A 26,873-nucleotide genomic window follows, 5' to 3' on the forward strand; every position below is an offset into this window, starting at 1 on the left:
CGCTCACCCGCTTTCTGCCATAATGGTCTGGTTTAACCGCCTCGGCAATCGGTCGGCGCCATGCCGTAATGTTCGCGGAACAGCGCCGTGAAATAGCGGTAGCTCGGAATGCCTACGCGTTCGGCGATTTCATATACTTTCAGATTGGTCGTCGACAGCAGACGGAGGGCTTGCTGCATCCTCAGGCGCGTAATATGCTCGTTGATCGATTCGCCGCTCTCTTCCCGGAACAGACGGCTCAAATAGCGGGAGCTTAACCCGACGTGACGGGCAAGCAAGGTGACGGTGAGCGGATCGGCCAGATGCTCCCGGATGTAGAGGATCGTCTCGCGCACTTCGCGCCGACCGGATGTTTCGGGCGTACCCGCTTCGCGCTCGAACGCGTGGACGAGCACCGAAACGAGCTCGGACAGCGTCTCCGCGGCCAGTATCCGCCGCGCGGTATCCCCGGCGGACGCCCGCAGCGGTTCGGACGCGTGGGCGACATACCATTCGGCGACGAGGCTCCGCAAGTCGTCCGGCAGCAGGCGCTGCCTGGCGCACCAGCGCGGCAGTGCTTCGCGGAGCAGCGCGGCCCGGGCGGAAGACGATGCGGCGGCGGGCTGCATCAAGGCTCGGAAGTCCGCATCGATGCGGTCCGTGCGGCGGGCGAACGGCAGCGGGCGGCCTGTATAAAGAGACGCTCGGGGGACGGTCGGTGTGGCGGGTCCGCCCCCCCTTGCGGCCGCCCCTTCGCCGCCCGCATGCTCGTCGGCGGCGGCCTTCCCCGTTCCCTCCGCTTCGTAAAAGCGCGCCAGCCGCCATAGCTTCGCCGTCCGCCACGCCGCGGCCAGCGCCGCGCAGTCGTCGACCGGCTCGCTCAGGATGACGGACAGCCGCACTTCGCGGCTGTAAAATGTGAGCCTGGTTTCGACGAGCTCCCGCAGACGGCCGAGCGCCGCCTCAAGCTTCGACCGCAGCCGGGCTTCCGAAAGTCCGGGCGGCGGCAGCAGGACGCATGCGCTCTCCCCGACCCACAGCCCGGTGAGGCCGTGCTGCGCTTCCAGCGGCTCGAGCAGCTCCTGCAGATCCTCCCGGACGAAGAGCAGATCGTCCGGCGCGGCGTCGACCTGCAGGCACGCGAACCGCATCGGAAACGTCAGCACCGCCGGCTCCTCCGCCGAAATCCGGGCGAAAGGCCCGAAAGGCCCCAGGTCGGCGGTTGCGGCCATGTCCGGTTGCCCCTTCAGCAAAGCGGCCAGCCCAAGCGCCTGCTCCCTCCGCCGTTCCCGGCTTGCCTGCCGGCGGTAAGACCGCTCCTTCTCCAGCGCTTGCCGCGCTTTGTCCAGCGCCCGTCCCATATCCGCTTCATCCAACGTCACCTTCACCAAATATTCCAGCGCCCCGAGCCGAAGCGCTTCTCTCGCGTAAGCGAAATCGCTGTGGCATGTCAGCAGAATCACTTGCGTTTCGGGATGCCGCAGCTTGATTTCCCGAAACAGCGTCAAACCGTCCATAAGCGGCATCGTAATGTCCGTCACCACCACATCCGGGGCGCGGTTGCAGCACAGAGCCAGTGCCTCTTCCCCGTTTTCGGCTTCGCCGACCAGTACGGCGCCGAACGTCTCCCAAGGATACGAACGCAGCTCCTGCAGAAGGGGGAGCTCGTCGTCCACCACCAATACCCGAAGCGGCTGATGTTCTGCTGGCTGATGCTCTGCTGGCTGATGTTCTGTTGGTCGATGCTCAGTTGGCTGATGTTCTGTTGGTCGATGCTCAGTTGGCTGATGTTCCATCGTCTGACCTCCGTTTCCCTCAAGTTTGCTCGATCCCGTATTTGCAAACGATTTCAAAATAAGGTGCAGTTTAGAGCGAAAAAGCCGCCAAAGGGCGGCCCGCATCGTTCGCTGCGAAATAGAATAGCGGCTCATTCCGCCGGGACAACCCCGCGAATGCCGTCGTTCAAATGATAGTCGTCAACGCCCCGTACCAGAAACGTCTGGATTCTTTCCCTGTTGCCGCCGAATTCTTCCACCTTGAACTTCACTTCCGGCGTCGTGTACCGGACGGAGAAGGCGACGCGCGGAATATCGGACATGTTGCTTCCCGATCCGTGCAACGTCCGTTCGTTGAAAAAGACGATTTGTCCGGGCGACATCTCGATGTCGAGCGCCCTGGATTCGTCCACCTGCTCTGCCGCAGCGCCTTGGCCGAACGCGCTTTTGCCGTCGCCCAGATCGATATGCTCTACCGGGCTTCGGTGGCTGCCCGGAATGAGCCTCAGGCAGCCGTTCTCCCGGAGCGACCAGCCCAGGCTGACCCATGCCGTGGCGTTGACGGCCGGTTCCATCGGCCAGTAATGAATATCCTGATGCCACGGAATATACTTCTCGTTGCCCGGTTCCTTATACCAAAAATGCATCGCCCACAGCACGACGTTTTCTCCCAAAATTTGCGCCATGGCCTCGACGATGGCCGGATGAGTCGCGAGGTCGTACGCCCAACGGTGCTTGTGATGCCATGCGGACAAATCGGTTCGAGCCGGACCGGGCTCGTACTTGGACTGCCCGAGCGCCGCGAAAAAGCGGTCGCAGCCTTCCTCCGCCTCCTGCAGCGTCAATCCCCGGATCGGGCCGCTGTACCCGTCTTCCCGATACTGCTTCAATGAAAACGAAGTCCCTCTGGCAAGCATGATCATCTACCTCCCATATATGGTAATCGATAACGATAACACCATGATAAGGGGTCGGAGAATGGCGGAACTACCCGGCAAATCCGTCTTCTATAGCACAAACCGCTCATCCGTCCATCCAGATGCCGTATTTTTGCCGATACTGCAGGGGAGTAAATCCGGTCTTGTTTTTAAACAGCCGGGAAAAATAATTCGGATCGGCAAAGCCGAGCCGGTATGCGATATCGCTGATACGGGCGTCGGAGCGAACGAGCATCTCCTTCGCCTGCTCGGTCTTCATATGATGCAAAAATGCAGCGGCGGCATGCCGGTAAAACGGATGAACAGCTTGCGCAAATGGGATTCGCTCACCTCGGCCCATTCGCACAATTCCGCCATCTTCGGAAAGCGGTCCGGGCGGCAGGACAAATATTCGATCACTTTCTCCACCCTCGCATCCATGACAGGAACGGCTCCGGAGGGCATGGATCGAATATGCCTGTTGAGCAGCAGAGCCACCAGTTTTGCAGGCCGGCCTGCAGCAACAGCGTTTGCGCCGCCGACGGTTGGCCGGCTGTTCGCAGCATCTCCTGCAGCACAGATGCGATTTGCGGGCATTCGCCGTCTAGCTCAACGGGAAGATGCAGCGCCTCGGACCAGACCCTTTCACCGAGAAACGTAATGTTCGCATCGAAATTGACGCTGACAAGAGAGACGCGCTCCGTAATCGCATGACAACGGATGGCCGATCGGGGCGGCAGCAAATATATTTGGCCGGCGCGGCCGACATGCCTGGCGTCCTGTACGTGCAGGGCGAATTGGCCGGCCGTGACATACCATAACACGGAATGATGCAATTGCCGCGGTCCGACCGTCCAGGTATAGTCCAATTCATACGGCTTGATATGCAAATAAAGAATTTTCAACGAATCGACGAACAAAGACATCGACTGCCGCATCCGGTTCACCGCCACGTTTGAGCCGGTTTAATTCCGCACGTTCCGCGTGGCGTATACGCGGATTTCCACGATTTCCGCCCGCGGGCATCCGTTGGTCGATTCGACCACAACGCGCATCCGTCCGGCGCGCACCGGAGCCGGCAAGACATGGACCCGTTTTCGCCTGCGGTTGTCCCGTTCGCGGTGCAGCACGGTCCACCTTCCGTCCGCCCATGCCTCGATCCGGTAGTCTTTCACCAGCTCCGGCACAATTTCAAACGGCGTGCGGTGATGATGCAGGTTGATCAGATCTTCGTTCACATCGTCATTGAACGTGATGTGGATTTCGGCTGCCTCGACCTCGCGCTGCCAGTCCAGCTCGATCCATTCCTCCCGCCCGGCGCGCATCGGTTCGGACGCCCACAGATGGGGAGCGCCATACGGGCGATGGTAGCCGTCAATCGCTTTATCGGCCTCATAGGCGCGGGTTTCGGGACCGACGCGGAAACAGAACGGCCGGCGCGCCTTCCGGTTCATTCGCCATTGCACGACCGGCTGCGCGGGCTGATGGCTTTCCAACGACGGATCGACGACCGGCGCGGAGCCTTTGAAAAAATAAGCGTGCCGGTTAGCGGCTCATCGGAGTGGTGCAAGCGGACCGACTCGTTCGCTTTGACGATCAGAAAGGCATTTTGCGGACGCTCGGGCGTCCACCCGATGTCAAACGCGACCCATTGCTTCTCGCCTTTGTTCACAGCAGCGGACGCTTTCGCCTGCAGCGAACCGGGCACGTAATTTTCCGGTCTGCCCGTATCCCGCACTTCGACGTCGATGACGGTTGCGCGATCGGCGTCGATCAGCAGCTCCACGCGGCCGAGATGCGGATCGACGGGAAACAGGATGCCGACATCGGCCGTCATCCGGACGGCTTCCGCCGGCTTGTCGACCGCGATCCGTTTCAGCACGCTCGAAGCCGTCACCCGCGCGCTGCTCGCCAGATCGAGCGGATCCTCGTTCGCCAAACCGATGATCGAAGCGTCCTGGCGCAGCATGATCTGCTGCAGCTCTTTCATATGACGCCGGTACAGCTCTCGCGGCGTCACACCCTTCTGCACGCACAGCGCCGCTCCCGTACCGGCCGCTTCTCCCATGACGGCGCAGGTCGCCATGACGCGCGTCGTGCCGAACGCGACGTGCGACGCCGAAATATCCCGTCCGGCCATCAGCATATTCGATACGTTGACCGAATAAAGCGAGCGGAACGGAATATGGTAATTGCCGTCGGGATGCAGATGCTTCGAACCGGACTCGGTCGAATACATGCCCTGCGGCGGATGCAGATCGATCGACCAGCCTCCGAAGGCGACGCGGTCTTCAAACGGCCGCTGCTCGATAATATCGTTCTGGTTTAGCACGTAATCGCCGATAAACCGCCTGTATTCCCGTTTGCCCGGGATGCCCCCGACCCATTCCAGCGTCATATTTTCGGCGTCGAACTTGCCGGAATTTTTGATATAGTCCCAAATTCCGTAAATGACGGCCCATAATTCGTCGCGAATCCGTTCGTTGTCGTGGACGGTATCGAGCTCTCCTCCCCATTCGATCCACCAGTAGGCGCAGCCGTTGTCGCCGCTCCGGATCACCCTTTTCATCGGAATCGTCGTCTTCGCGATGTCTTTGGCAAAGCTCGGGGGAACGAATTTGACCGGGTGTCCCGCATCTTTCGTATAAAACAGCAGCGTGCTGCCCAGCGTAATATCGTCGGCCGCTGCAGGAGCCCACTCTTCGTTGTACTCGTGCCGCGCTTCGCGGCCGATGCGGTATTTCGCTCCGGCCAGAAAGCCGACCAGCCCGTCGCCGGTACAGTCGAGATACATTCGGCTTTCGAAGCGGATGCGCCTCTCCGACCCCATCATCCAGCCGGTCACGGAGCGGATCGCCCGCTCATCCTCATCCCCGCCGGCCTCCACTTCGTGGACGTCGGTGTTCAGGAACAGCGAAATGTTTCGTTCCGCACGCACCGTCTCCAGCACAACCAGGTCCCATATATAAGGATTGCCGTCGATGTTGCGGTACTGGTTCTCTACGAACATTTCGCCCATAATCCCCGTTTCGCGGGCATACCGGTGCGTCCCGTGCGCGGTCGCCCCGCACACCCACACCCGCACCTCGCTGCTGGAATTGCCACCGAGCACAGGCCGGTTGTTGACCAATGCGACGGTTTGTCCCAATCTGGCTGCCGCGACCGCCGCGCAAACGCCCGCCAGCCCGCCGCCCACGACGGTGATATCCGTTTTGACCGTTTCGAGCTTCATGCCGATGCCTCCGTTTCCGCCTTATATTCACAATTTCATAGTAAAGGCTGCTCTTCCCTTTTGACATACACTGTTTTATCATGATGCATATACTTTCTTTCAATCGGGAAAGGGGTGCGCATATGGAGGGGTACCGGCTGTGGGAGCTGACGCCGCGGATCAGGCAGTACCGGTACTGGCACCGCAAGGAACGATTCGACCTGTACGAGGACCGGTATCCGGGCTGGATGCTGTTTGCCGTCGAAGACGGGGCTTTTCGCTATGAGGTGCAGGACCGGCGGGGAACCGCTTCGTTCGGCGATCTTGTGTTTTGTCCGCCCCATATCCCGTTCCGGCGGGAAACGATTTCCCCGCTGTCCTTTCATTTCATCATGTTCGATTGGCATGACCCGAACGGCAACTTGCTCGAGGCGCACGGCCACGATGGCCCGATTCCCATCGGCAAAATAACCGTCGCCGATCGGCAGCGTCTTGCTTCCGATTATGAGAGGCTCAAAATAACAGCCGGGCAGCCGCATTCGCTCCGCCACCCCTGGACGGACCATCTGCTGAAAGACATCTGGTACTTGTACTGCTCCGAGTCCAATCAGGCGATTTACGCCGAAGCGATCGTCAAAGATCCGCTGATGGTGCGCGCCGCGGATCTGTTAAAACGGCATGCGTACGGCCCGTTTAGCATGAAGTCTTTGGCCGATACGCTCGGCCTCAGTCCGGTCCAGTTCACCCGCCGCTTCAAACGCGCCCACAACATGCCGCCGACCGACTATCTGACCCGTCTCCGTTTGCAAAAAGCCTGCTCCCTGCTGGTGACGACCGCGATGACTCTGGATCAAATCGCGGAACGGTGCGGTTACGAAAACGGCTTTTATCTGAGCAGGGTCTTCTCCAAAAAAATAGAAATGAGCCCTACGCAGTATCGCAGGACTCATCGGGTTTAGTTTGGTATTTCGCTCGCTTGAAAGTCGATCCATATTCCGGTCTTGTCATCGGACACTTTAAACCTGGGATAGCGCTGGCATTCCGCGTCGCCGGTCTCCAGACGGATCAACCAGTCCGCATATCCGCTCAATCTTTTCTCTCTGATCTGCTTCACCAACTCTCCCCAGTCCATGTTCTGCGGCTCCATGCTCGAACGCGGGAGAAACAATCCGTCGGTTACAAGGAGAAGCGAGCGGAGGCCGATCCGATTGATGCGGCCGTACTCGATGAAATCCGCCGCTTCAGGTTGGCCGCTAAGTACGGAATAGCCGCTCAGCGTATTCATTCTTTCTTTATTTTTAAAATGACCGGCTTCACGAGCTCCCAAAGCTCATCCTTGCGACGGATGCCCCGACGAATGCCGTCCATCCAAATTTTCCGCGATTCGTAATCGACATGGTCCACGTGGTCTCTTGAAACGTTCCGAACCGAGCCGTCCTCATACAAGGCGGCGATCATACAGTCTCCCGCTTGCGCAAAATCGACATATTTTTCATGAATCCGGACCAAAGCCAGCGCGCTTGTCCATAACGACGATTTGTCGGACAGATCGATCCCGGATTCCCGCATCGCCTCCCGCAAAAGCGTGTTGGCCCGTAATACCAGCTCATTCAAAGGGGTTTCGGAGGCTTCTTCCCGATTCAACGCCTGAAAATAATCCTGTATGAGATGGGAAGCCAGATACCCTCCGGTCTCTCCGTTCGGCCCCCGAAACGGATGCAGGGAAGTGGCGCCGTCCAAAACGCCGTAAAGCCCGGCCTGCCCGTTGACAACGAGAGCATCCTCGTTCCAGTCTCCGGTCCCTTTAATGGATATCGTCTCCACTTGCATATCTCCTCTCCCCTACTCGAATCCTTTGATTTCAACGGCGATGCCTTGCATATATTTCTATCATACTCCAAAAAATTCGGAATCTTCTATAATAAAAATAGGCGGAGATGAACCTCTGCCTATCTGCCGGGCAGCGATTACATAATTCGGCGATACTCTTCCGGCGTATAGCCGAATTTCCGTTTAAAGACGCGGTAGAAATATTTCTCGTCCACGAAGCCGACTTTGGACGCCACCTCGTAGACTCTGGCGTCGCTCTGTTTTAGCAGTTCCACCACTTTCCGGATGCGCAAATCGGATAAGTATTTGCCGAACGTCATACCCGTATACTGCTTGAACAGCGTATTCAGATAGTTCGGGCTGAAGTGAAACGCCGTGGCGATCGTCTCCAGATGAAGCGCGTCCATGTAATGTTCGTCGACATATCGGATGCAGCGTTCCATAATCCGTTCATGCTTGTGCGACCTTGTCGCACGAATATGGTCCGCTATACGCTCCATCCCTCTCCGCAAGGCGTCCTTCAGCGCCGCGAGCGTATCCGCCCGCGCATGCTCGCGCTCAAGCGCGTCCAGCGTCTCGCGGTACTCTGCTTCGCTCGCGAACGGCGCCATGACGCCGGCAACTTTGAGCGCATAATGGGCAATGCGCGAACGGAGCGCTTCCGGGACGACGCAGCCCTTCTGCAGCAGCCGTTCGAACACGGCTTCGACGATCGCCCCGATCCGGTCGGACAAGCCCTGACGCAACGTCTCTTCCATCGCCTCTTCTTCCTTGGCGAGGCCGACGTGAACGCCGGGCAGCAGCGCAGGCGCCTCCGCAAAGCGAACGATCCGCGAAGCGCCAATGTAGAACGTGTACGCCGCGGCGAGCATGGCCTCCTCGCCCGCTTCCTTTCCATGCTCGTGCAGGGACGACCGCCACCTGCTAAGACCGGCGGAAGCGTTCAGCGCCAAAGTTTTGGCCGCCGCGACGTTCATCTCGTCGAGTACCGCATCGAGCCGCTCATCCTGGAAATGCGAATCCGCCCTCAGCAGCACATACAGGATATGGTCGCGTTCGGCGTCCTGGAAGCAACCGGCGAAGCCGTAAGGCGCCAGACACCGCTCCGCCAATCGCATGATCGCATCCGGATCAGGCTGCCGCGACGTACGGTCCCGGTCGGCGAGATTTGTCCACGAAAGCGCCAGCACATACCCATGCTGCGGCAGTCCGGCTTGCTGCCACAGTCCGGACGCTTCCTCGCGGGTCAGGCCGCCCTTGATCCATTTGTTCAACTGATGTTCCCGATAAACGGGAAGCGCATACTTTAGCTGATATGCCAAGTCTTCCTTCTCACGGCGCTGCGCCTCCTCTTCGCGGATCGCCCGGTACGCGTCGTCCAGCATCTTGACGATATGGTCTTCCCTGACCGGCTTGACGAGATAATCGAACGCGACGAAGCGCAGCGCGCGCTGCGCATATTCGAACTGCCGGTAGCCACTTAAGATCACGACTTTGAGCGCCGGGTAGTCCCGATGAATTTCTTCGATAAAGCTCAAGCCGTCCATCATCGGCATCTTGATATCGGTGACGACGACATCTACGGGATGACAACGCACGGCTTCCAGAGCCAGCTTGCCGTTTGCGGCCTCGTAAACGGCAAGCGTCTCCGGATGCTTGCGCGCAATGTTCGCCAACACTCTGCGCTGAAACGGTTCATCGTCTACGATGAGGACATGATGCATACAGGCCACCCCTTCCAAAATAATCTTGCAAAAGTGAAGAAGGCCTCCGCAACCGGAAACTTCAATGCCATGGCAATGATGCGCCGACTTAACCGATCGGCTTCATCTCCCACGCCTGGAACCGTACAATGTCAACCGCTTGCTGTGCGAACAAATACAGGCCGCGGCTGTCTTCTCGAATCGGATAAATCCGCGCGGCAAGGCAGGATTCGCCGTTTACAAACACCTCGACCGCGCTTTGGTCGATCAAAAGACGCAGCGACACCGTCGGTTCATCCGAACGGTAGGTCTGGACGACGTCGGAGGCGTCCGTCCTGCCGCTTGCGCTCGAACGCTCGCGCACGATGCGGACCCGCTTGTTCGCCGGGTCGACTTCCACTGCCGTCTCCTCCAGACCGTCCGGCGAACGGAGAAATTTGACGCCGAACGTGCCTCCGGCTGTCGGTCGGAACGCCACCTCCACGTCGAGCGCGGTTCCTTCGATGCCCGTGTCGACGGTTTCCCCGCCAATCGAGAAGCTCTGCTTCACGGCCGACCGTCCGCGCAGCGTCTCCAGTTCCTTTGCCGGTTCGATCTTGAGGCCCCGCTCCTCCGACCAGCCGATGACGCGCGGCACGCTCTGGATGCCCGACCAGTCGAACGGCACGTCCAGTCCGCCTCTTGCCGCATCGTTGATCCAGCCCCACAGCAGCACGCGGCCATCGCCGTCGATTGAAATATTGGTCGCGTAATAGCCGGAATTCGGCCCGTCGAGATAGCCCTGCCGCTCAACGATAAGCCGTTTGTCCGGGGAGAGCGGACCATAGCAAAATTTCACCGCTCTCTCTTCAATGACCGAATAGATGAGCAGATACTTGTCTCCAAACTTCACGACGTTCGGGCATTCCAGAATGACATGATCTTCCGCGTACAGTTTGCCGAGCAACTGCCAGTCCGACAGATCCGCGGACCGGTACAGCCAGATGCAGCCTTCGTGCTTGTGCGTACCGGCGAGCACCATATGCCAGCCGTCCTGCTCTTTCCATATGAACGGGTCGCGCCAGTCGTCGACGACATCGTGGCCGCCGTGAATGGCGGTGCTGAGCGCCGGATTGCCTTCGATCTTCGACCAGGTTAACAGATCGTCGCTGCCGACGGCCATCCACTGCTGCGCGCCCATCCGGACCGGCTCGGCGTCCGGGCTCCCGCCTGAGCGGACCATCGTCTTCGAGCCCTCGAACTCCCCTACGCTTGTATAATAGATAACCGGCCGCTCGCCATCGATGACGCAGCATCCCGAGAAACAATGCCGTTCGCCGAGTTCAGGCGAAGGCGCAAGCGCGATCGGCAGCTCCTCCCAATGCACCAGATCCCGGCTTTTGGCATGTCCCCAATGCATATCGTCCCAGTAGGCCGCATTCGGGTTGTATTGATAGAACAGATGATGCTCGCCCTTATAATAAATCGTGCCGTTCGGATCGTTCATCCAGTTTTTGCGCGGCAAAAATGATAACGGGGCCTGAGGCGCACGTTCAAATTTCCGGTTTCCACTTGAACCTCATCCTTTCACGCCGGTATGCGTAATGCCTTCTATATAGTACCGTTGCAGAAACAAAAACAGAATGACAATCGGCAGCGTCGTAAAGGTAAGCGTTGCCATAATCTGCCCGTAATAGACCGGAGGCAGCGTGAAGAACGTCTGAATGCCGAGCTGCACGGTCCGCAGCTTTTCGCCTGTCGTCACCAGTATGGGCCAGAGAAAATCGCCCCAATGCGTGATGAACGTCAAAATGAAGACCGTCGTGAAGACCGGTCCGGACAGCGGCACGACGATTCGCACGAACGTCTTCATCGGTGACGAGCCGTCAATTGCCGACGCTTCCAATATCTCATTCGGCACGTCCATAAAAAATTGGCGGAACATGAAAATGCTGAAGCAGTTGCCGACGAACGGCACAATCAGCGCCAGCCACGTGTCGACCCAACCCAATGTATTGACGATAAAATAAAGCGGCATGATGATGCTCTCGAACGGCACGATCATGAGCGCGATGACGCCCGACAGCAGCATGTCGCGTCCCTTGAATTGCAGCTTGGCGAGCGCGTAGCCGCAGAGGGAGTTGACGACAAGCCCGCTGATGCAAATAACGGTAACATAGAACAGGCTGTTGAACAAATATTTCATCATCGGAATCCGGTGAAACGCCTTGATATAGTTATCAAGCGTGACGGATGAAGGCAACAGCGCCTTGATCGAGTTCAAATCCGCGAAAATGTGCGTTTCCGGCTTCAACGACGATACGACCATCCATAAGAGCGGCGTAATAAACAGCAACGTCATAACAGCGTTGGCCGCATAGAGAAATGCTGCATATTTGCGATCTGACATGTGCTACCTCCGTGTGGATTATCGGTCCCGAAGCAGCTTCCGCAGCAGAAACGACAGCAGCACGACGATGATGAAGAAGACGACCGAAATGGCCGAAGCGTAGCCGGCGTTCCGGAATTGGAAGCCTTGCTGGTAGATGAACAGCGCGAGCGTCCGCGTCGTATTCTCGGGACCGCCATTGGTCATAATGTACGGCTGCGTAAAGAGCTTGACCGCCTGTATCGTCGTTATCGTCAGCACGAACACGATCACGTTGTACAAGCTCGGGATCGTAATGTACCGAAGCTGCTGAAAGCGGTTCGCCCCGTCCATAGACGCCGCTTCGTACAGTTCCTTCGGAATACCCTGAAGACCGGCGAGAAAAATCATCATTTGATAGCCCGCCGCCTGCCATACCGACATCAGAATGATCGAATTCATCGCCTGGTCGGGACTGCGCAGGAAAGGCTGCTTCGGAATGCCGAGCGCATGCAAAAAGGAGTTGATCAATCCGTCGTTCGGATTATATAAATAAATCCATAAAATCGCGATGACGGTCATCGACGTGATAACCGGGCTGAAATAGGCGATCCGAAACAGGTTGGTCAGCCGCAGCTTCTGGTTGACCAGCAAAGCGAGCATCAATGCCAGCCCGCACTGCACCGGCACGACAATCGCCGTGAAATACAACGTATTGTACAACGAGCGATAGAACAAAGGATCGGTAAACAAAAACAGATAGTTTTCCAGTCCTCTGAATTCGATCTGATCGGGCCGTAACAGATTAAAGCGGGTAAATCCGAAAACGAACGCCAATCCGAACGGCAAAATGAGGAACAGAGTAATAAGCAAGCCGGCCGGCAATAAGAACGAATATCCCATAATGGCCTCTTGCCGCTTCCGCTTGCGCAGCGACAACATTTTATGCGACCTTGGAGCGCTCGCCATCGCTTCGCCCTGCATTGTTCCGTTCACTTCCTTTCTCCCGCGGGACATAACGGCTGCGGCATTAGGCGGTTAATGGCCTAATGCCGCAGCGCAAGCCGCTTATGAATTATTCCGCGAAGTTGCGGGCATATTCCTGATCGTAAACTTTGGCGACATTATCCAGCGACGATTTCACGTCGGCTCCGACCATAATGTCGATCAGCGCCTCGGCAAACTTTTGCGTCAGCACCGGATAAGCGGGCGTGACAGGCCGCGCATGGGATACGGTTGTCACCTGTTCCTTGATGACGCGCATCGGCAATTCGTTGTATTCCGGTATGCTCTCGAAGGCCGATTTGCGGCTGGCCGGCACGTTGATCGCCTTGGCCAATCGGGCGGAATTTTCCTTATTCGTCAACCATTTCACCACTTCGACCGCTTCCGCCACATGCTTGCTGTTCGAGCTGATGCCGACAGCCCAACTGCCGGAAGGAGACGTGACTTGGCCTTTCGGACTTCTCGGGAAATAGGTAATGCCCCATTCGAGATCCGGATAAGCTTCGAAGCCGGTAATGTTCCAGGTGCCGCCCAGTTTCGTCGCAGCCTTGCCTTCCTCAAATTCCGTCGGCGTCGGGTCGATGTTGAACAGCTTCTCGTCCGCCAGCTTCTTCAGGAAATTGGCCGCTTCGATACCTTGCTCGCTGTTGACGTAGCCTTCGGCCTTGGTACCGTCCTCGCTGACGATGTCGGTGCCGTTTGAAATCCAGAACTGCTCGAACGCATATGTCATCCATTCGCCTTTGTCATTGATCATGTTCGTTCCGAAAATTCCCCGGTCCGGATCGGCGGTCCGCTTCATTACATCGTACCACTCGTCCCACGTCCAGGCCTTGTCGATCTCCGTCGGCGGCACGATGCCGTGCTCGTCCATTATTTTCTTGTTATAGAACAGAACGACCGACGACTCATTCAGGCCTACCGCGTAAAACTTTCCATTGTACGTGCCTTGTTGAATAATCGAGGGTACGAAATCGTCCAGCTCCTCCTGCGTGAAATACTCGTCAAGCGGAATGATGATACCGGACGCGGCATAGTTGGCCACGTTCGGGCCGTCCAACGCTACGACGTCCGGCAGCGTGTTGGACGCCACCGCCGCATTGATCTTGTCTTCATAGGCGAACGAATTGCCCCTTGTAACCGTCTCCATTTTCAGCACGATCTTGCCTTCGTGCGCTTCGTTGAACGCTTTAACCGCTTCCTGGTAAAATTGATCTTCCGCTTCGTCGGCTTGCGGACGCCAGAATGTGATCTCTACCGGCTCCGCCGATCCGCCGGTCCCGCCCGACGCTTCCTGATTTTCGCTCGATCCGCTGCCGTTCGACGAACAACCGATAATGGTCACAGCCATAATGGCGGCAAGCAGGATCTTCATCCAACGCATGTTCATAGACACCCTCCCGGAAGTTATTTTTGTCTGCGTTTTCATTGTAGAAGGGAACCCGGCGGCGCGACTACTCGAAATACATGTCAAATGGTGGACTTTCTCACAGACTTCGTTCACGCCGGCAGCGTAATGGTCACCTTCGTGCCCGCACCCGGCTCCGAATGAACGACGACACCGTACGTTTCGCCGTACAGCAGCTTGATCCGCTTGTCCACGTTGTCGATGCCGATCGAGTCCTTCCGCTCCTTCTCATGCTGACCGTTCATCAGCCGGCCGATCGCCTCCCGGCTCATCCCGACGCCGTTGTCCTCGATGACGAACTGCCGGACGCCGTTCCGGATAAAGCCGGTTATCCGGATCTCCCCGCCCTCTTCGATGTCCTCGAAACCATGAATCAGCGCATTCTCGACGAACGGTTGAAGGAAAAACTTCGGCACCGAGTAACGGTACAACGCCTCGTCCAGTTCTGTATGCACCGTAAATTTGTCCACGAACCGTTTTTTCATAATGCCGATATAATTTTCAAGATAGTTCAAATCCTCGCCGAACGGCACCTCGTCGTGCTGATATTTCGCCGTATAGGCCAGCATTTCCGACAGCTCGACCAGCATCTCGCTAATCTCGTCCTGCTTGTTTTCGATCGCCATATAATTAATAATGTTCAGCGTATTGTACAGAAAATGCGGGTTGAACTGAAGTTGAGCGCCCGCAGATCCGCCTCCATCTTCTTGAGGCGGATGCTGTAGTTTTCATCGATCAACTGTTTGATCCGGCCGTTCATATCGTTGAACTTGTGAATCAAATAGGGAATTTCGCCTTTGCCCGTTACCTCGATTTGATGCCCGAAGTTGCCCTCCCCGAGCTTGCGCATGCCGGCCAGCAGCCGTTTGAGCGGATAGGTGATGCGGCTTGCGATCATCGAAGCAATAATGATGGAGATTATGCTGACGACCACCGTGATCAGCATCGTATAAGAGAAAATATCCGGCACCGTCTTGACCAGTTCCGGGTAAGGCACGAATACGGCGGACAACCATCCATTCGCTCGAATCGTGTCGTAGACAAGCAGCGTCTTCACCCCATCGATCTCCACATAGGTCGTACCGCTTTCATCCGGCAGATGGCTGCGAATCCATTCCTTCGCCCCCTCCGGAAGCCGCCGCTCCTTGTCCGAGGTCGAAATCGTCTGCCCGTCCCGCGTCAACACGTAATAATAGGACCCTGCCGTCTGTAAACTTTCCGCGAACGCCTGCTTCAGCATCTCCTCCTGAAAGTTCACGACGAGCACCGGCCGCTCGGCTTCCGGCGGCAAATGGTTCAGCATATTGTTGCGGATGAGCGACACATTGATCGAACGGGTCGCCGTGAAGACATACTGGGACTTGCGCTTGACCGCCTGCTCCGACAAATAAAACATCTCCAGCAGATTGTAGGTCGGAATCCAGCGGACGCCTTCCGTCGCTTTCAGCCCTTCCCGATAGACCTGCGTATCGGCAAAGTCCGTCTTCGGCAGCCAGAAATTCGGATTGCCGCCAAACATGTAGTTGTTCGCGAGCAAATTGACGGAGTACATGTCCGACGAGGTCGGAAAATATTTCTGCAGAATGCGCGTAATGCGCCGGTCGTCCTCATGGGTGAAATTGCCGTCCTTCTGCGGCGCAATCGTATTGAAAAACTCGAACAACTCCTCGTCCAGATGCATGTTCGCGGCGCTTTGCTCGATCCCGGAGAAGCGCGCGTCGAGCGCCTGGTTGGTCTGCTTCACCAGGCCGAGTATCGAATCCGCCGCATTGCCCAAAATGACCTCCGACGTTTTGTAATAGTAGCCGTACCCCAGTAAAGTCATGGACATGACGATCAATAGAATAAACGATAAGGAAAGCTTCGAACGCAGTGTAAGGTTGTTGTATCGTTGCAGGATAATATTCAACGGCGATTCCCCCCGGACCAATATCGCAACAGTCAAAATCGATTTCTACAACTTTGGTTATCGATTCGATGCATCTGCACATTGGCAGAGCTCCGATTCAAGTGCTCTAGCGATCTTCTTCTGAAAGTAGAGTCGCGTCACTCTAGTAGAAATCACACCGTAGCTTTCTTGTCAAGAAGTCCGCGGACCGATGGCCTTTCTAACACTGCTCGCTTGAGAAAAAAGAATGCGCCGTCCATCCACTGGCAGCGCAGAATGAAAAAAGACAGCCTCGAGCATGAGGCTGCCTTCCCGTTTATACGGATAAATAGCGGATCAAGCCAAGTACGGCATAGACGAACAATACCGTGCCTGCTCCGATGCCCACAATCGCGCTGTTGGCTACTTGCAGTTTCGGAGCAATCCATAATGAAAGAATTGAGATGGCAACGAGCAGCGCCGCCAGAAGATAGAGGCCGGGATCGTCAAAAACGTTTGTCAGGCCGATAAAATGGATACCGACGATAAAGGCGATCCAAGAGGCGACAACATTTTGGCGTTTTAATTTATACAGCACAAAAGCGCCTATGCCAGCCAAAATAAATTCGATACAGACCGTAATCAAATATTGGCGGAAAGCCGTTCCTTCCGACAAAGCGGAAGGCGCATCCCAATTTTTCACGCTCAGATAGACGCCAGCCAGACATACTAGCAGAGCCGCGGCGGACGCCAAACCGATATAGATTCGCCAGCTTGCTCTCGGTTTTTCTTGCGCCCAGCCGAACCAGACAAAACTGAACATGCCGAAAATGGCAGCGTACATCGTGTAATCCCGGACATACTCCATGAAACTCCTCCTTTAATGAGGGGCGGCTGCATTTCTTTCCCATTGTAACACGTTTTTGGATTTCCGATTACTTCATTAATCCGGTTAAAGTTCAATCACCTATTTAATCCGATGACCATTGTGTTAGTAACGTCAAAAGCCATCCCGAAGGATGGCTTTTTCTCTGGTAAAACTGTATACATCTCCAATGCCGCAAGGGCTCTGTTGCTTCTAACATAATGGAAAATAACTCTTTTGTCAATGATCTTATTAATTATTTAATCATTTCTCTCTGGCGGTAGCCGCTTCGGATAAATTTGCCACCAACTCATGGATAACCTTAGATTTACTAAAGAACATTTGGAATAACTTCTTATCGATTTCATCCATCTGTTGGTTGGAAAGCTTGATTGATTCATCATTTTTATGCCTCGGTCTGATGATTCGAAGCTTACTTATTGTTCGAATTTGATTTGGAATCGCGTACACCAATTTTTCATTAATACTGGGGATCGTCCCGATAAACACATCATCTTTATGCACATGTTCTTGGGTTTCCCCTTCCTCAAGCGATCCCAGAGGCACTACCGTTACTGTAGGACACGACCATTTTTCCCCATCAAGGATTACTGCCCAATGTGGTCCGCCATGCTCAGAACCGGTATTAAATCCAAATTGTACATGAACCACTTCCTTACGTTCAAAGTTCTTTCTCTTTTTGGGATTGAAGCCTTCTTCCCAATCTAAATATCTAATCTGATCCTTTAGGCATTTCAAAAATACGCGCCCGCGTTTTTCTTCCATGTCGGCAATTACCGTTTTCAAGTCATTTGTGAGTTTGTTCGCTTCACTCATTAAATCCGGAATATCTCTAACTTTCTTGTTATCTCTATCCTCTCCCATACGGCCCCTCCCTATTTCACCCCTGATTTCTTTTTCAAAGCTTCTTTCAGCTCTTTTTCTGCCTATGCCAGCAGCTCCTTATAAAACTCCTCTTTCTTTTCTTCGAACTGTTGAGGATGACATTAAGAACAATCGGGATGATACCGAACTAATTCTTATTGTATAATAGGAACCTTCCGAAACTCGTCAGCGAACATAAGTTCCCCCGCACGAAAGAGACCTGCCGTTAATTCAGCAGGTCTTCGTCATTAGGGAATATTCGTTATCTTGCGATCTTCACACGCGTTGGCTTTCCTATTACATATTTAATCCGATTAAAACTTCAACATCCAAGGTGATCTCTGCAGTCTCTTGATTGATATACGCATCAATGCGCGCTTGATCTGCGGTCCAGGCAAGGGGCGTCATTCGAACCAAATGTTCGAGCTCCGCGTTATGCAGTTTTTGAGTGTAAGTTAGACGGAAAGAGTCGAGCGGACGGAAATGGTTTTTAAATCGCGACACCGTTTCCTCGTTTCGATAGACCTTTTTATCGTCTTCGAAGAGCATATCCCGCAGTTCCTTCAGATAAAGGGGACGAGGAACAACTTTAATGACCAGACCGCCTTGAACCAACACCCGCTTGAATTCCTTGTAATTGGAAGGAGACAGCATATTCAGAATCACATGAACCGACCGGTCCGCCAACGGCGTTTTGGCCAGGTCCGCTACGAGCCAAATCGGGCTTTCGTATCTTCCGGCGGCCATCATAATGCCTTCCTTCGCAATATCGAGACCGATCCCGGTCGCGGTCCGGCTCCTGCATCCGTCCAAAATCTTTTGCAATTGGGAGCCTTCCCCGCAACCCAGATCCGCAATGATAAAAGGATTTATCGAAACATCCGCATGCGCCCGTATCGCCTTCGTGATCGTCTCATGCACGGCCGCGTACAAGTCGCTTTCCGTAATGATTTTGTGCCTGGCCTCGAACAATTCCTTCTTGTAATGACTGTTAGTGGGATAGGGCATCAAGTTGAGATACCCCTGCTTGGCGAAATCGAACGTATGGTTATGCGAACAGATCAGACTTTTAAGATCGACAACCTTCACCGGGCTTTCGCAAATCGGACATTTCAATACCGACTCCAGTTTCCGCACGCGTTGGGCGCTTCTTATTTTTTGGTCATGTATTTCTTCCTTTCCAAATAAAAATCACAGGCTGCCTGCCTGCGATCAGAGTAAACGGAAGAAGACCCATCCTTATTCGGTTAGAGATTAAGCCAAACAAAAAAAGGCAGAACGATCCGCCTTTCTTCTTCTGCATGTGTTGTCTATTCAAAGGAAGATGAGGATGAAAAATGGGCAGACTGATCCCGTTTACTCTGTTTATCCGAACAGAGCCGTTGAACGTATTCAATTTTTCCGTTCAAATCGGGAAACGCAGTCTGATGTAATGCATTTTTATACCTCTCATTCATGACAATGGATAAGCAAATTTCATTATAGAGATTCTGTTTGAATAAGTCAAAAAAGTTCGGCCGCATCCATTCGTACTGACGGCTTCAGCGCAAAAACCCCCGGCCGGACGGCCGGAGGCTGATTGAGGCTGATTGTTAATACCGCGTATGCCGTTATTTCCGCTTCTTGCGCGTCATCACGTCGAAGATTACCGCCAGCGCGAGCACGCCGCCGCGGATCATGTACTGATAGGAAATGCCGACGCCGAGCAGGTTCATGCCGCTCGACAGCGACGCCATGACGATGGCGCCGATGATCGCGCCCGTTACCTTGCCCACTCCGCCTGCGGAGGATACCCCGCCGACATAAGCGGCCGCGATAGCGTCAAGCTCGAACAGCGTGCCCGCCGTAGTCGTCGCCGACTGCAGCCGAGAGGTGAACAGAATGCCCGACAGCGCCGACAAAAAGCCCATCGAGCAGAACACGATGTAGGTGATCTTCTTGACGTTGATCCCGGAAAGATGCGCCGCGTCCGGATTGCTGCCGACCGCATAAATATGCCGCCCCAGCACCGTCTTGGTCGTCAGGAAGTGATAGCCGGCGACGACGGCCAGCATAATGATAACGGTCCACGAAAAGCCGTTGTAGCCGGCCAGAATCCAGGTAATATACGCAATAATGGCAGAGATGAACACCAGCTTGAGCGCGAATACCCCTTTGGACACCACTTCGAAGTTGTATTTGATTTTGTTGCGGCGCGCGGAGATTTCGCTGTACATGTACAGCACAATGCACAGCAGCCCGATGATCAGGGAAAGCAGGTGCAGCCCGTTCACTTCCATGATCGAGGGAATATAGCCGTTGCCGATGGCGTTGAAATACTTGTCCTTGATGATGATCGTGCCCGTCTTCTCCGTCACTTGCAGCAGCGCGCCGCGGAAAATCAGCATCCCGGCCAGCGAAGCGACGAAGGAGGGAATGCCGATGGACGCCACAAGCGCGCCGTTGAACAGGCCGATGACAACCCCGAGCGCGAGGATGATCGGAATGGTGAAATAGACCGGCACGCCGAACTGCGTCAGCAATATGGCGGCGATCGCCCCCAGGAAACCGGCCGCAAAGCCGACGGACAGGTCGATATGCCGGATGACGATGACAAGGGTCATACCGACGGCCAGCACCGCAATATAGCCGGTGGCGTCCAGCAGGTTGCTGATATTGCGCGAAGACATGAACAGGCCGTCCGTCAGGATCGTAAACGTCAGCATGATGACAAACAGCGCGATATACATGCCGTAGTCGCGGATATTTTCTTTGACTAGCGTTTTTACTTCCGTCACGAAATTCATGATGAACCTCCTATTGTGTCGCCAGTTCCATTATTTTTTCCTGGCTGGCTTCGCTGATGGGCAGCTCGCCCTTGATCTCGCCTTCCGCCATGACATACACGCGGTCGCTCATTCCGAGCACTTCGCCGAGTTCCGACGAAATCATGATGATGCTCATGCCGCTGGCGATCAGCTTGTTCATGATGGTGTAAATTTCGAATTTGGCCCCTACGTCGATGCCGCGTGTCGGCTCGTCCAGAATGAGCAGCTTCGGACCGACGAACAGCCATTTGCCGAGCGACACCTTTTGCTGGTTGCCCCCGCTCAGGTTGCCGACGATCTGTTCGACCGAAGGCGCCTTGATGTACAGCGATTCCTTGTAGTCATTGGCGATCTTGATTTCTTCGTTGCCGTTGATGACGCCTTTGGCCGACACGCCCTTCAGATTGGCGGCCGTGACATTCTGCTTGATGTCCTGGGCCAGAAACAGCCCGTCGCCCTTGCGGTCCTCCGTCACATAGGCCAAGCCTGCGCGGATGGCCTCGCTCGTATGCTTGAACGACCGCGGCTGACCGTCAAAGATAAGCTCTCCTTGCACTTTGTAGTTCTTCGCGTTGCCGAACAGGCTTAGAGCCAGTTCCGTTCTTCCCGAACCCATCAGCCCCGCGATGCCGACAATCTCGCCTTTGCGGACGTGGAGATTGACGTTTTTGAGCACTTGCCGCCCCAGCTGCGCGTCGTATGCCGACCAGTTGCGCAGCTCCAGCACGTTGGCGCCGAACGTCTGGTTCGTCCGTTTCGGATAAATATCGTCGATTTCGCGGCCGACCATATGCTTGATAATGACGCTCTCGGATATTTCGCCTTTGGCGGCGTCCAGCGTGCAGATCGTGCGCCCGTCGCGGATGACGGTCGCCTTGTCGGCGATGGAGATGACTTCCTTCAGCTTGTGCGAAATCATGATGCAGGTGATGCCCTGCTTCTTCAATTCCCGCAGCAGGTTCAGCAGATTTTCGCTGTCGTTCTCATTCAGCGCGGCCGTCGGCTCGTCCAGAATAAGCAGCTTGACATTTTTGCTGAGCGCTTTGGCGATTTCGACCAGTTGCTGCTTGCCGACGCCCAGATCTTTGATCAGCGTATCCGGATTCACATTCAGCCCGACTTTGTCCAGCATCTGCTTGGCCTGGGTGATCGTCCGGTTCCAGTCAATTATGCTGCCGCGTCTGACCTCGTTGCCGACGAAAATGTTTTCGTACACCGTCAAATCGGGGAACAGCGCCAATTCCTGATAAATAATGACAATCCCCGCCTTGACGCTGTCGCTGATTTTGTGAAACTGCTGGACCTGCCCTTCAAACACGATATCGCCGCTGTATGTGCCGTACGGATAAACACCGCTGAGCACTTTCATCAAGGTCGATTTGCCTGCGCCGTTCTCGCCGATCAGACAATGGATCTCGCCTCGCCCCACCTTGAAGTTCACGTTCTCGAGCGCCTTGACCCCTGTAAATTCCTTGGAGATATTGCGCATCTCCAGCATGCAGTCGTTCACCATGCTGCCTCCTTTGCCCCAAACGACTAATTGCGGAACTGCGGTCCGATCGGATCGGCCGCAATTCCGCGTCCATGATGCCGGCTGGTTATTCCAGACCGGTAAATTCGCCGGCTTCGTAGTAGCCCGAGTCGATCAGCTCCGCCTTCACGTTGTTTTTGTCTACGACGATGACATCCGTTTGTTTGGCTTTCACGTCAATCTTGCCGTTGTTGTAGGAGCCGGTCGTCTCCGGCGTCTTGCCGTCGAGAATCTCCACGGCCATGCCCATCGCGTCTTTCACGAGCGTGCGCACATCCTTGAACACCGTCATCGACTGTTTGCCGTCAATGATGTATTGAATGGAGGCCTTCTCCGCGTCTTGGCCGGTAATGACATAGTTCGTAATGGCGCTGTCGGCGGCGAAGACGTCCGCGATCGAGCGGGCGGTGCCGTCGTTCGGCGCAAGAATGGCAACATCGCCTTTCAAGTTTGCGCTTGCGGCGGTCAGATGCGTTTGCGCCTTGTTTTTCGCTTCGTTCGCGTCCCAGTTCGTCGTCACTTGGCCGATGATCTTGCTCATTTCGTCGCGGGTAAGCTTCGCTTTGTCCTTCAACGCCTCCGCTTCGCTGGAGTTGGCGATGACGAACGTGCCGTCGGCGATTTTCGGCTGCAGCACGCTCCATGCGCCCTCGAAGAACAGGAACGCGTTGTTGTCGGAAGCGGCGCCCGCATACAGGTACAACGGAACGCCGGAGCCGCCTGCGTTGTCGATCAGGTACTGGCCTTGAGCCGCGCCTACCGCGAAGCTGTCGAACGTTACGAAGTAGTCAACCGCGTCCGTGTTGGTGATGAGCCGGTCGTAGGCAATGACCGTAATGCCTTCTTTCTTGGCCGCTTCCGCTGCGGCTGCCGCTGCATCGCCGTCATGCGGCGTAATGATCAGTACGTCGATGCCTTTGTTGATCAGCGTCTCGACATTTTCCTTTTCTTTGGCCGAGGAGCCCTGGCTGAACAAAATTTCCGTCGTGTATTTCGTTCCTTCCAGCGCCTCTTTGAAACGCTGCTCGTCCTGCACCCACCTCGGCTCGTCCTTGGTGGGCAGCACAATCCCGACGCTCACTTCTCCTCCTGCGCCGCCGCTGCAAGCGGACAAACGGCCGCAAAGAGCGTCAGCACAAGTCCGAGCGATAGCCATTTCGATCTCTTTTTCATTTTGTTACCCCTTTCATATCGCTGCTTGTTTGTCTTTTACAATCTCACTATACTGCAGGCTGGAGCCGCCGAAAGCGCTTCGTAACTGGACTCTTTTAATTTTTGCTATACTTTTTTACAGTCCGGCAGAATCACCGTCCACTCTGAACCGCGATACCGCCTGCCGCAGTTCGGCAACGGCCGCTTCCAGCCGGCCCGCCTGCTCGGAAGCCGCCCGAACCGCGCCGATCTGCGCTTCCGTCGATGAGGCGATCGCCTCCGTCCTGGCTGTGGTCTGCTCGCACACCGCCAAAATATTTTGCGTGGACGCCACCACCGCGTCCCTCAGCCCCTCAACACCGGCGATCGCTGCGACTTCCTGCTCGATCATGCGCAGCATCCTCTCCAGCGCCTCATGCATGCTGCGCATGGCCTGACTGACTTGCGCGACGGCTTGTTTCTGCGTTTGGTTCACAGCGTTGGTCTCCTGGACGACCGCGACCATCTGACCGGTCTGCGCCAAAATCTCCATGATCGTCTGATGAATGTTTTGCGACGAGCGCTTGGCCTGCTCGGCAAGTCTCCTGACTTCGCTGGCCACAGCGGCAAAGCCTCTGCCATGTTCTCCGGCCCGCGCCGCCTCGATAGACGCGTTGATGGAAAGCAGATTGGTCTGCTCGGATATGTCGGCAATGATTTTCGTCACCGAAGAGATGGAACGCGATTTCTCGCTCAGATCGGCGGCGATCGCCGTCACTTGTCCCAGTGCCTGATCCAGCGAAGTGTAGACCTCCTCGAGCTGCCCGGCCTGGCGCCGGCCGTTCTCGATGTGGGAGCCGGTTGCCGCAATAGCCGCCTCCACTTCGCGGGATTGCCCGATCAGGACGCCGATCGCCCCGCTCAGCCTGTCGACGGCAGCGGAGCTTCTCTCCGCTTCCTCCGCAGTGTGAGCGGCCCCGGCGGCGATTTCCGCGGTCGAACCGGCCGTCTCCCGCCCGGCAGCCTCGTTCGCTTCCGCAGTGGCCTTCACTTCTTTGGCCGTATCTTCAACCTCCCGAACGCTCCCGCGCACTTTCATGATGAGCCCCCGGACGCTGGCCAGCATGGCGTTGTAACTGCCCGCCAGCTCGCCCATTTCATCGTTGCCGTTATAGCGGATTTCCGCCGTCAGATCGCCGGCTGCCGTCCGCGAAATGGCGGAGCGGATCTCCCCGATCGTCTTCAGCAAACGGGAAGCGATCCAGTACGCCGCGCATGCGCCGATGCAAAGCCCGACGAAAGCGGCGATGAAACTGATGGCCAGAAACGTCCGCCACTGGCTGTGCAGCGCCTGCTTGTCAACAAAGGACACGATCGTCCAATCGAGAGCGTACACGAACGAGACTTCGCCGTTATAATCGACGCCTTCCCAGCTAAAGCCGATGCCCCGCCGCTTGCCCTCCGCAATCTCTTTCACCCATGCGAACGTCTCCGCCATCTGCTCCCGGTCGGGCAGCGCGTCCTCCATCTGCCCGCTTGCCGCCGGATCGAGGTTCCGGCCATCGAGTCCGTCCATGAACGATGAAATGATGACCCCATGGCTATCATAAATGACCAGTTTGTTGCCCCCGAATCGTTCATTGGACTTGCGCAGCGAGCCGATGGCCTGCAAATCGATGTCGAAACCGGCAATCCCGTACAGTTCGCCGCCGACCAGCACCGGCGCGGCAACGGACATAACCATCCGGCCGTGCCGTTCATGCCGGCGGACATCGGTCCAGACGGCGCCGCCGCCCGCAGCGGCAAGCCGATAAACCTCCTCCGTCCGGGCATCGCCCGCTTCGGCGAAACCGGAAGAAGCTTGCATGCGTCCCGTTGCGGCAGAGATAAAATACACGCTCGCAAGCAGCGCGTCATCTTCCTGCGCCGCTTGCAGCAACTGACCGATCGCCGCGCCGGGATCGGCGGCTTGCACGCTTGCAAAACCAATTGACCGGGCAAGCTGCCGCACCGTTTGCTCGTATTTTCCGGTCCACGCCCTGATCTCTCTGGCAGCGCTTTCAACCTGGACGGCATTGCCCTCGGAAAACGTGGCTTCCAGCGATGCCCTGGCCGTGTAAAACAGCATCAGTGTCGAGCCCAGGACCGACACCAATACCGCCCCCGAAATGAGAGCCATCCATTTGATGCGAAGCGAAATTCGTCTTCCTCTGTTCATGCATGCCCCCTCCAGCATCAGTCGATGATCTTATTTACCACTATAAGGTGACGTGCTGTTGCCGTTGCGGGGGAAAAAGAGGATTGATTTGTATTGAATGGTAATATTTTGTTTTTACATGCAAAATGCCCCCTTGCGCAGTCTGTTTGCTGCGCAAGGGGGCTGTCCGACGCCAGGGCAAACCGGCTTAAGCCGCCGCAATGTTACGGGCGCCGATCCTGCCGAAACACGTCATCCCAGCTATGAAAACCGTCCGCAATAATAGTCTCTTCGATATTGCTCCGATCCACGGCAATCGGCGACAACAGAACGGAAGGCACTTCAATCTTGCCGTTGTTTAGCATGAGGTCCGCCTCCACCTGCTCGCCTCTCGCCATAGCGACCGCAAGGCCGGCCGCCGTTTCGGCCAGCGTCCGGATCGGCTTGTACACGGTCATCGTCTGGGTCCCCTCGGCGATCCGCCGCGCGGCGGGCAAGTCCGCGTCCTGGCCGGCGACCGGAATCCGGCCCGCCAAACCATGCGCGGCAAGCGCCGCGACGGCGCCGCCCGCGGTCGCGTCATTGGCGGCGATCACCGCGTCAATCCGGTTGCGATTGGCCTTGAGCGCCGACTCCATGTTGGTCTGCGCGTTCGTCGGTACCCAGTCCGCTGTCCACTGGTCATACACAACCGTAATGTCGCCGCTGTCAATGAGCGGCTGCAGCACCTTGAACACCCCTTTTTGATCAAATGGGCGTTATAGTCCGTTTCTGCCCCGCCGATATAGACATATCTTCCTTTTGGGACCAACGCGGTAATCGCTTTCGCTTGCAATTCGCCGACCTTCTCATTGTCGAACGACACATAAAAGTCGATCTCGGCGTTTTTCACCAGACGATCGTACGCCATCACCTTGATGCCGGCCGCATGGGCTTTCTTGACGATCGCGGCGGTCGCTTCGGCATCGTGCGGTACGATGACGAGCAGATCGACACCCTCGCTGATCATCGTCTCGGCTTGCTTGATTTGCAGCGCGTCGTCGCCGCTTGCCACCGTAATCTCCACTTCCGCGCCGAGCGACTCGACCGCTTGCCGGAATAACTCCCGGTCTCGCGGCCATCGCTCCTCGATCAGCGTATCCATCGCAAAGCCGATCTTGACCGGCCCCGTAACGGATCTCCCTTCTTCCGTCTTTTCGTCTGGCGTCCGCGCCTCGTTCCGCCTCTCCTGCGAATCGTTGCCGCCGGACCGGCACGAGGCAGCCAGCGCAAGCGCAACCAATATCAGCCCGGCCAGCGTTCCGCAGATAAGCTTTCGTCTCATCCTCCCCCTCCTTTCCGCAGCCTGGCGGAACCTACGCTTTTTGCCAAAAAGCATCCGGCGGTATTCCGTCGGCGATACGTCGCACATTTTT

The 26,873-nt window shown here is 56.1% G+C and carries 21 protein-coding genes and 3 pseudogenes; 1 reads left to right on the forward strand and 23 read right to left on the reverse strand.

Going from position 1 to position 26,873, the window contains the following annotated elements:
• Nucleotides 1-32 precede the first annotated feature (32 nt).
• The 6 genes and pseudogenes from PACILC2_RS04350 to PACILC2_RS04375 all read right to left on the reverse strand — a co-directional run bounded on the left by PACILC2_RS04350 (nt 33) and on the right by PACILC2_RS04375 (nt 5,903).
• Entirely contained in the window at nt 33-1,655 is a 1,623-nt protein-coding gene (locus PACILC2_RS04350) for a helix-turn-helix domain-containing protein (protein ID WP_213527702.1), read from the reverse strand.
• 251 nt (nt 1,656-1,906) lie between these two features.
• A complete protein-coding gene (locus tag PACILC2_RS04355) occupies nt 1,907-2,671 on the reverse strand; it encodes a phytanoyl-CoA dioxygenase family protein (protein ID WP_213527705.1) in 765 nt (254 codons plus the stop codon).
• Nucleotides 2,672-2,777: 106 nt separating this feature from the next.
• On the reverse strand, nt 2,778-2,927 hold the full coding sequence (locus tag PACILC2_RS04360; RefSeq protein WP_244863221.1) for a helix-turn-helix domain-containing protein: 150 nt from the start codon (nt 2,925-2,927) through the stop codon (nt 2,778-2,780).
• 20 nt (nt 2,928-2,947) lie between these two features.
• On the reverse strand, nt 2,948-3,112 hold the full coding sequence (locus tag PACILC2_RS04365; protein WP_213527710.1) for a hypothetical protein: 165 nt from the start codon (nt 3,110-3,112) through the stop codon (nt 2,948-2,950).
• The gene (locus tag PACILC2_RS04370) at nt 3,088-3,609 is read right to left on the reverse strand and encodes an AraC family ligand binding domain-containing protein (RefSeq protein ID WP_213527712.1); all 522 of its coding nucleotides are present in this window, start codon (nt 3,607-3,609) and stop codon (nt 3,088-3,090) included. The genes PACILC2_RS04365 and PACILC2_RS04370 overlap by 25 nt, the downstream gene beginning before the upstream one ends.
• 27 nt (nt 3,610-3,636) lie before the next feature.
• Nucleotides 3,637-5,903, reverse strand: a pseudogene (locus tag PACILC2_RS04375) (FAD-dependent oxidoreductase).
• Between the two features lie 122 nt (nt 5,904-6,025).
• Between PACILC2_RS04375 and PACILC2_RS04380 the strand changes: the two are divergent.
• Nucleotides 6,026-6,841, forward strand: coding sequence for an AraC family transcriptional regulator (locus tag PACILC2_RS04380; RefSeq protein WP_213527714.1), 816 nt, complete (start codon nt 6,026-6,028; stop codon nt 6,839-6,841).
• On the opposite strand, the gene PACILC2_RS04385 is transcribed toward PACILC2_RS04380, so the two are convergent.
• The 17 genes and pseudogenes from PACILC2_RS04385 to xylF form a co-directional block, all read right to left on the reverse strand.
• A complete protein-coding gene (locus tag PACILC2_RS04385) occupies nt 6,838-7,167 on the reverse strand; it encodes a hypothetical protein (protein WP_213527716.1) in 330 nt (109 codons plus the stop codon). The two genes, PACILC2_RS04380 and PACILC2_RS04385, sit on opposite strands and share 4 nt — an antisense overlap.
• Entirely contained in the window at nt 7,164-7,706 is a 543-nt protein-coding gene (locus tag PACILC2_RS04390; protein WP_213527718.1) for a protein phosphatase 2C domain-containing protein, read from the reverse strand. Before PACILC2_RS04390 ends, PACILC2_RS04385 begins: the two co-directional genes overlap by 4 nt.
• A 143-nt stretch (nt 7,707-7,849) precedes the next feature.
• Nucleotides 7,850-9,436, reverse strand: a complete 1,587-nt coding sequence (locus PACILC2_RS04395; protein ID WP_213527720.1) for a response regulator — start codon at nt 9,434-9,436, stop codon at nt 7,850-7,852.
• An 88-nt stretch (nt 9,437-9,524) separates the two neighbouring features.
• Nucleotides 9,525-10,919, reverse strand: coding sequence for a glycoside hydrolase family 32 protein (locus PACILC2_RS04400; protein WP_280515274.1), 1,395 nt, complete (start codon nt 10,917-10,919; stop codon nt 9,525-9,527).
• Nucleotides 10,920-10,973: 54 nt separating this feature from the next.
• On the reverse strand, nt 10,974-11,804 hold the full coding sequence (locus PACILC2_RS04405; RefSeq protein WP_062490637.1) for a carbohydrate ABC transporter permease: 831 nt from the start codon (nt 11,802-11,804) through the stop codon (nt 10,974-10,976).
• A gap of 18 nt (nt 11,805-11,822) precedes the next feature.
• Nucleotides 11,823-12,758 (reverse strand): carbohydrate ABC transporter permease, encoded by a 936-nt coding sequence (locus PACILC2_RS04410; RefSeq protein WP_244863222.1) that lies wholly within the window; start codon nt 12,756-12,758, stop codon nt 11,823-11,825.
• Nucleotides 12,759-12,837: 79 nt separating this feature from the next.
• Nucleotides 12,838-14,157, reverse strand: a complete 1,320-nt coding sequence (locus PACILC2_RS04415) for an ABC transporter substrate-binding protein (protein ID WP_062490635.1) — start codon at nt 14,155-14,157, stop codon at nt 12,838-12,840.
• A gap of 110 nt (nt 14,158-14,267) precedes the next feature.
• Nucleotides 14,268-14,801 carry a sensor histidine kinase gene (locus tag PACILC2_RS04420; protein WP_213527724.1) on the reverse strand — a complete coding sequence of 178 codons (534 nt, stop codon included), beginning with the start codon at nt 14,799-14,801 and terminating at the stop codon, nt 14,268-14,270.
• Between the two features lie 14 nt (nt 14,802-14,815).
• A complete protein-coding gene (locus PACILC2_RS04425; protein WP_213527726.1) occupies nt 14,816-16,084 on the reverse strand; it encodes a cache domain-containing sensor histidine kinase in 1,269 nt (422 codons plus the stop codon).
• Between the two features lie 295 nt (nt 16,085-16,379).
• The gene (locus PACILC2_RS04430; protein WP_213527728.1) at nt 16,380-16,910 is read right to left on the reverse strand and encodes a hypothetical protein; all 531 of its coding nucleotides are present in this window, start codon (nt 16,908-16,910) and stop codon (nt 16,380-16,382) included.
• A 261-nt stretch (nt 16,911-17,171) separates the two neighbouring features.
• Nucleotides 17,172-17,792 carry a type II toxin-antitoxin system PemK/MazF family toxin gene (locus PACILC2_RS04435; protein ID WP_213527730.1) on the reverse strand — a complete coding sequence of 207 codons (621 nt, stop codon included), beginning with the start codon at nt 17,790-17,792 and terminating at the stop codon, nt 17,172-17,174.
• Between the two features lie 297 nt (nt 17,793-18,089).
• The gene (locus PACILC2_RS04440) at nt 18,090-18,929 is read right to left on the reverse strand and encodes a putative RNA methyltransferase (protein ID WP_244863223.1); all 840 of its coding nucleotides are present in this window, start codon (nt 18,927-18,929) and stop codon (nt 18,090-18,092) included.
• Nucleotides 18,930-19,402: 473 nt separating this feature from the next.
• Nucleotides 19,403-20,578 (reverse strand): sugar ABC transporter permease, encoded by a 1,176-nt coding sequence (locus tag PACILC2_RS04445; RefSeq protein ID WP_062490625.1) that lies wholly within the window; start codon nt 20,576-20,578, stop codon nt 19,403-19,405.
• Between the two features lie 10 nt (nt 20,579-20,588).
• Complete coding sequence (locus tag PACILC2_RS04450) at nt 20,589-22,112, reverse strand: ATP-binding cassette domain-containing protein (protein WP_372447046.1); 1,524 nt, start codon at nt 22,110-22,112, stop codon at nt 20,589-20,591.
• 85 nt (nt 22,113-22,197) lie between these two features.
• A pseudogene (locus tag PACILC2_RS04455) lies at nt 22,198-23,303 on the reverse strand (sugar ABC transporter substrate-binding protein).
• 115 nt (nt 23,304-23,418) lie between these two features.
• Complete coding sequence (locus PACILC2_RS04460) at nt 23,419-25,479, reverse strand: methyl-accepting chemotaxis protein (RefSeq protein ID WP_213527735.1); 2,061 nt, start codon at nt 25,477-25,479, stop codon at nt 23,419-23,421.
• 203 nt (nt 25,480-25,682) lie between these two features.
• Nucleotides 25,683-26,782 (reverse strand): annotated as a pseudogene (xylF, locus tag PACILC2_RS04465) (D-xylose ABC transporter substrate-binding protein).
• Between the last annotated feature and the right edge of the window lie 91 nt (nt 26,783-26,873).

It is taken from the genome of Paenibacillus cisolokensis, assembly GCF_018403665.1.
Classification (GTDB): domain Bacteria; phylum Bacillota; class Bacilli; order Paenibacillales; family Paenibacillaceae; genus Paenibacillus_AH; species Paenibacillus_AH cisolokensis.

Bases quoted from the DNA above. Each gene is read 5' to 3' on its own strand.
- PACILC2_RS04460 (WP_213527735.1), bottom strand. From the start codon at position 25,479: ATGAACAGAGGAAGACGAATTTCGCTTCGCATCAAATGGATGGCTCTC.
- PACILC2_RS04415 (WP_062490635.1), bottom strand. From the start codon at position 14,157: ATGAACATGCGTTGGATGAAGATCCTGCTTGCCGCCATTATGGCTGTG.
- PACILC2_RS04420 (WP_213527724.1), bottom strand. From the start codon at position 14,801: ATGGCGATCGAAAACAAGCAGGACGAGATTAGCGAGATGCTGGTCGAG.
- PACILC2_RS04445 (WP_062490625.1), bottom strand. From the start codon at position 20,578: ATGAATTTCGTGACGGAAGTAAAAACGCTAGTCAAAGAAAATATCCGC.
- PACILC2_RS04360 (WP_244863221.1), bottom strand. From the start codon at position 2,927: ATGCTCGTTCGCTCCGACGCCCGTATCAGCGATATCGCATACCGGCTC.
- PACILC2_RS04355 (WP_213527705.1), bottom strand. From the start codon at position 2,671: ATGCTTGCCAGAGGGACTTCGTTTTCATTGAAGCAGTATCGGGAAGAC.
- PACILC2_RS04430 (WP_213527728.1), bottom strand. From the start codon at position 16,910: ATGGAGTATGTCCGGGATTACACGATGTACGCTGCCATTTTCGGCATG.
- PACILC2_RS04385 (WP_213527716.1), bottom strand. From the start codon at position 7,167: ATGAATACGCTGAGCGGCTATTCCGTACTTAGCGGCCAACCTGAAGCG.
- PACILC2_RS04435 (WP_213527730.1), bottom strand. From the start codon at position 17,792: ATGGGAGAGGATAGAGATAACAAGAAAGTTAGAGATATTCCGGATTTA.
- PACILC2_RS04405 (WP_062490637.1), bottom strand. From the start codon at position 11,804: ATGTCAGATCGCAAATATGCAGCATTTCTCTATGCGGCCAACGCTGTT.
- PACILC2_RS04370 (WP_213527712.1), bottom strand. From the start codon at position 3,609: ATGCGGCAGTCGATGTCTTTGTTCGTCGATTCGTTGAAAATTCTTTAT.
- PACILC2_RS04380 (WP_213527714.1), top strand. From the start codon at position 6,026: ATGGAGGGGTACCGGCTGTGGGAGCTGACGCCGCGGATCAGGCAGTAC.
- PACILC2_RS04450 (WP_372447046.1), bottom strand. From the start codon at position 22,112: ATGGTGAACGACTGCATGCTGGAGATGCGCAATATCTCCAAGGAATTT.
- PACILC2_RS04395 (WP_213527720.1), bottom strand. From the start codon at position 9,436: ATGCATCATGTCCTCATCGTAGACGATGAACCGTTTCAGCGCAGAGTG.
- PACILC2_RS04365 (WP_213527710.1), bottom strand. From the start codon at position 3,112: ATGGATGCGAGGGTGGAGAAAGTGATCGAATATTTGTCCTGCCGCCCG.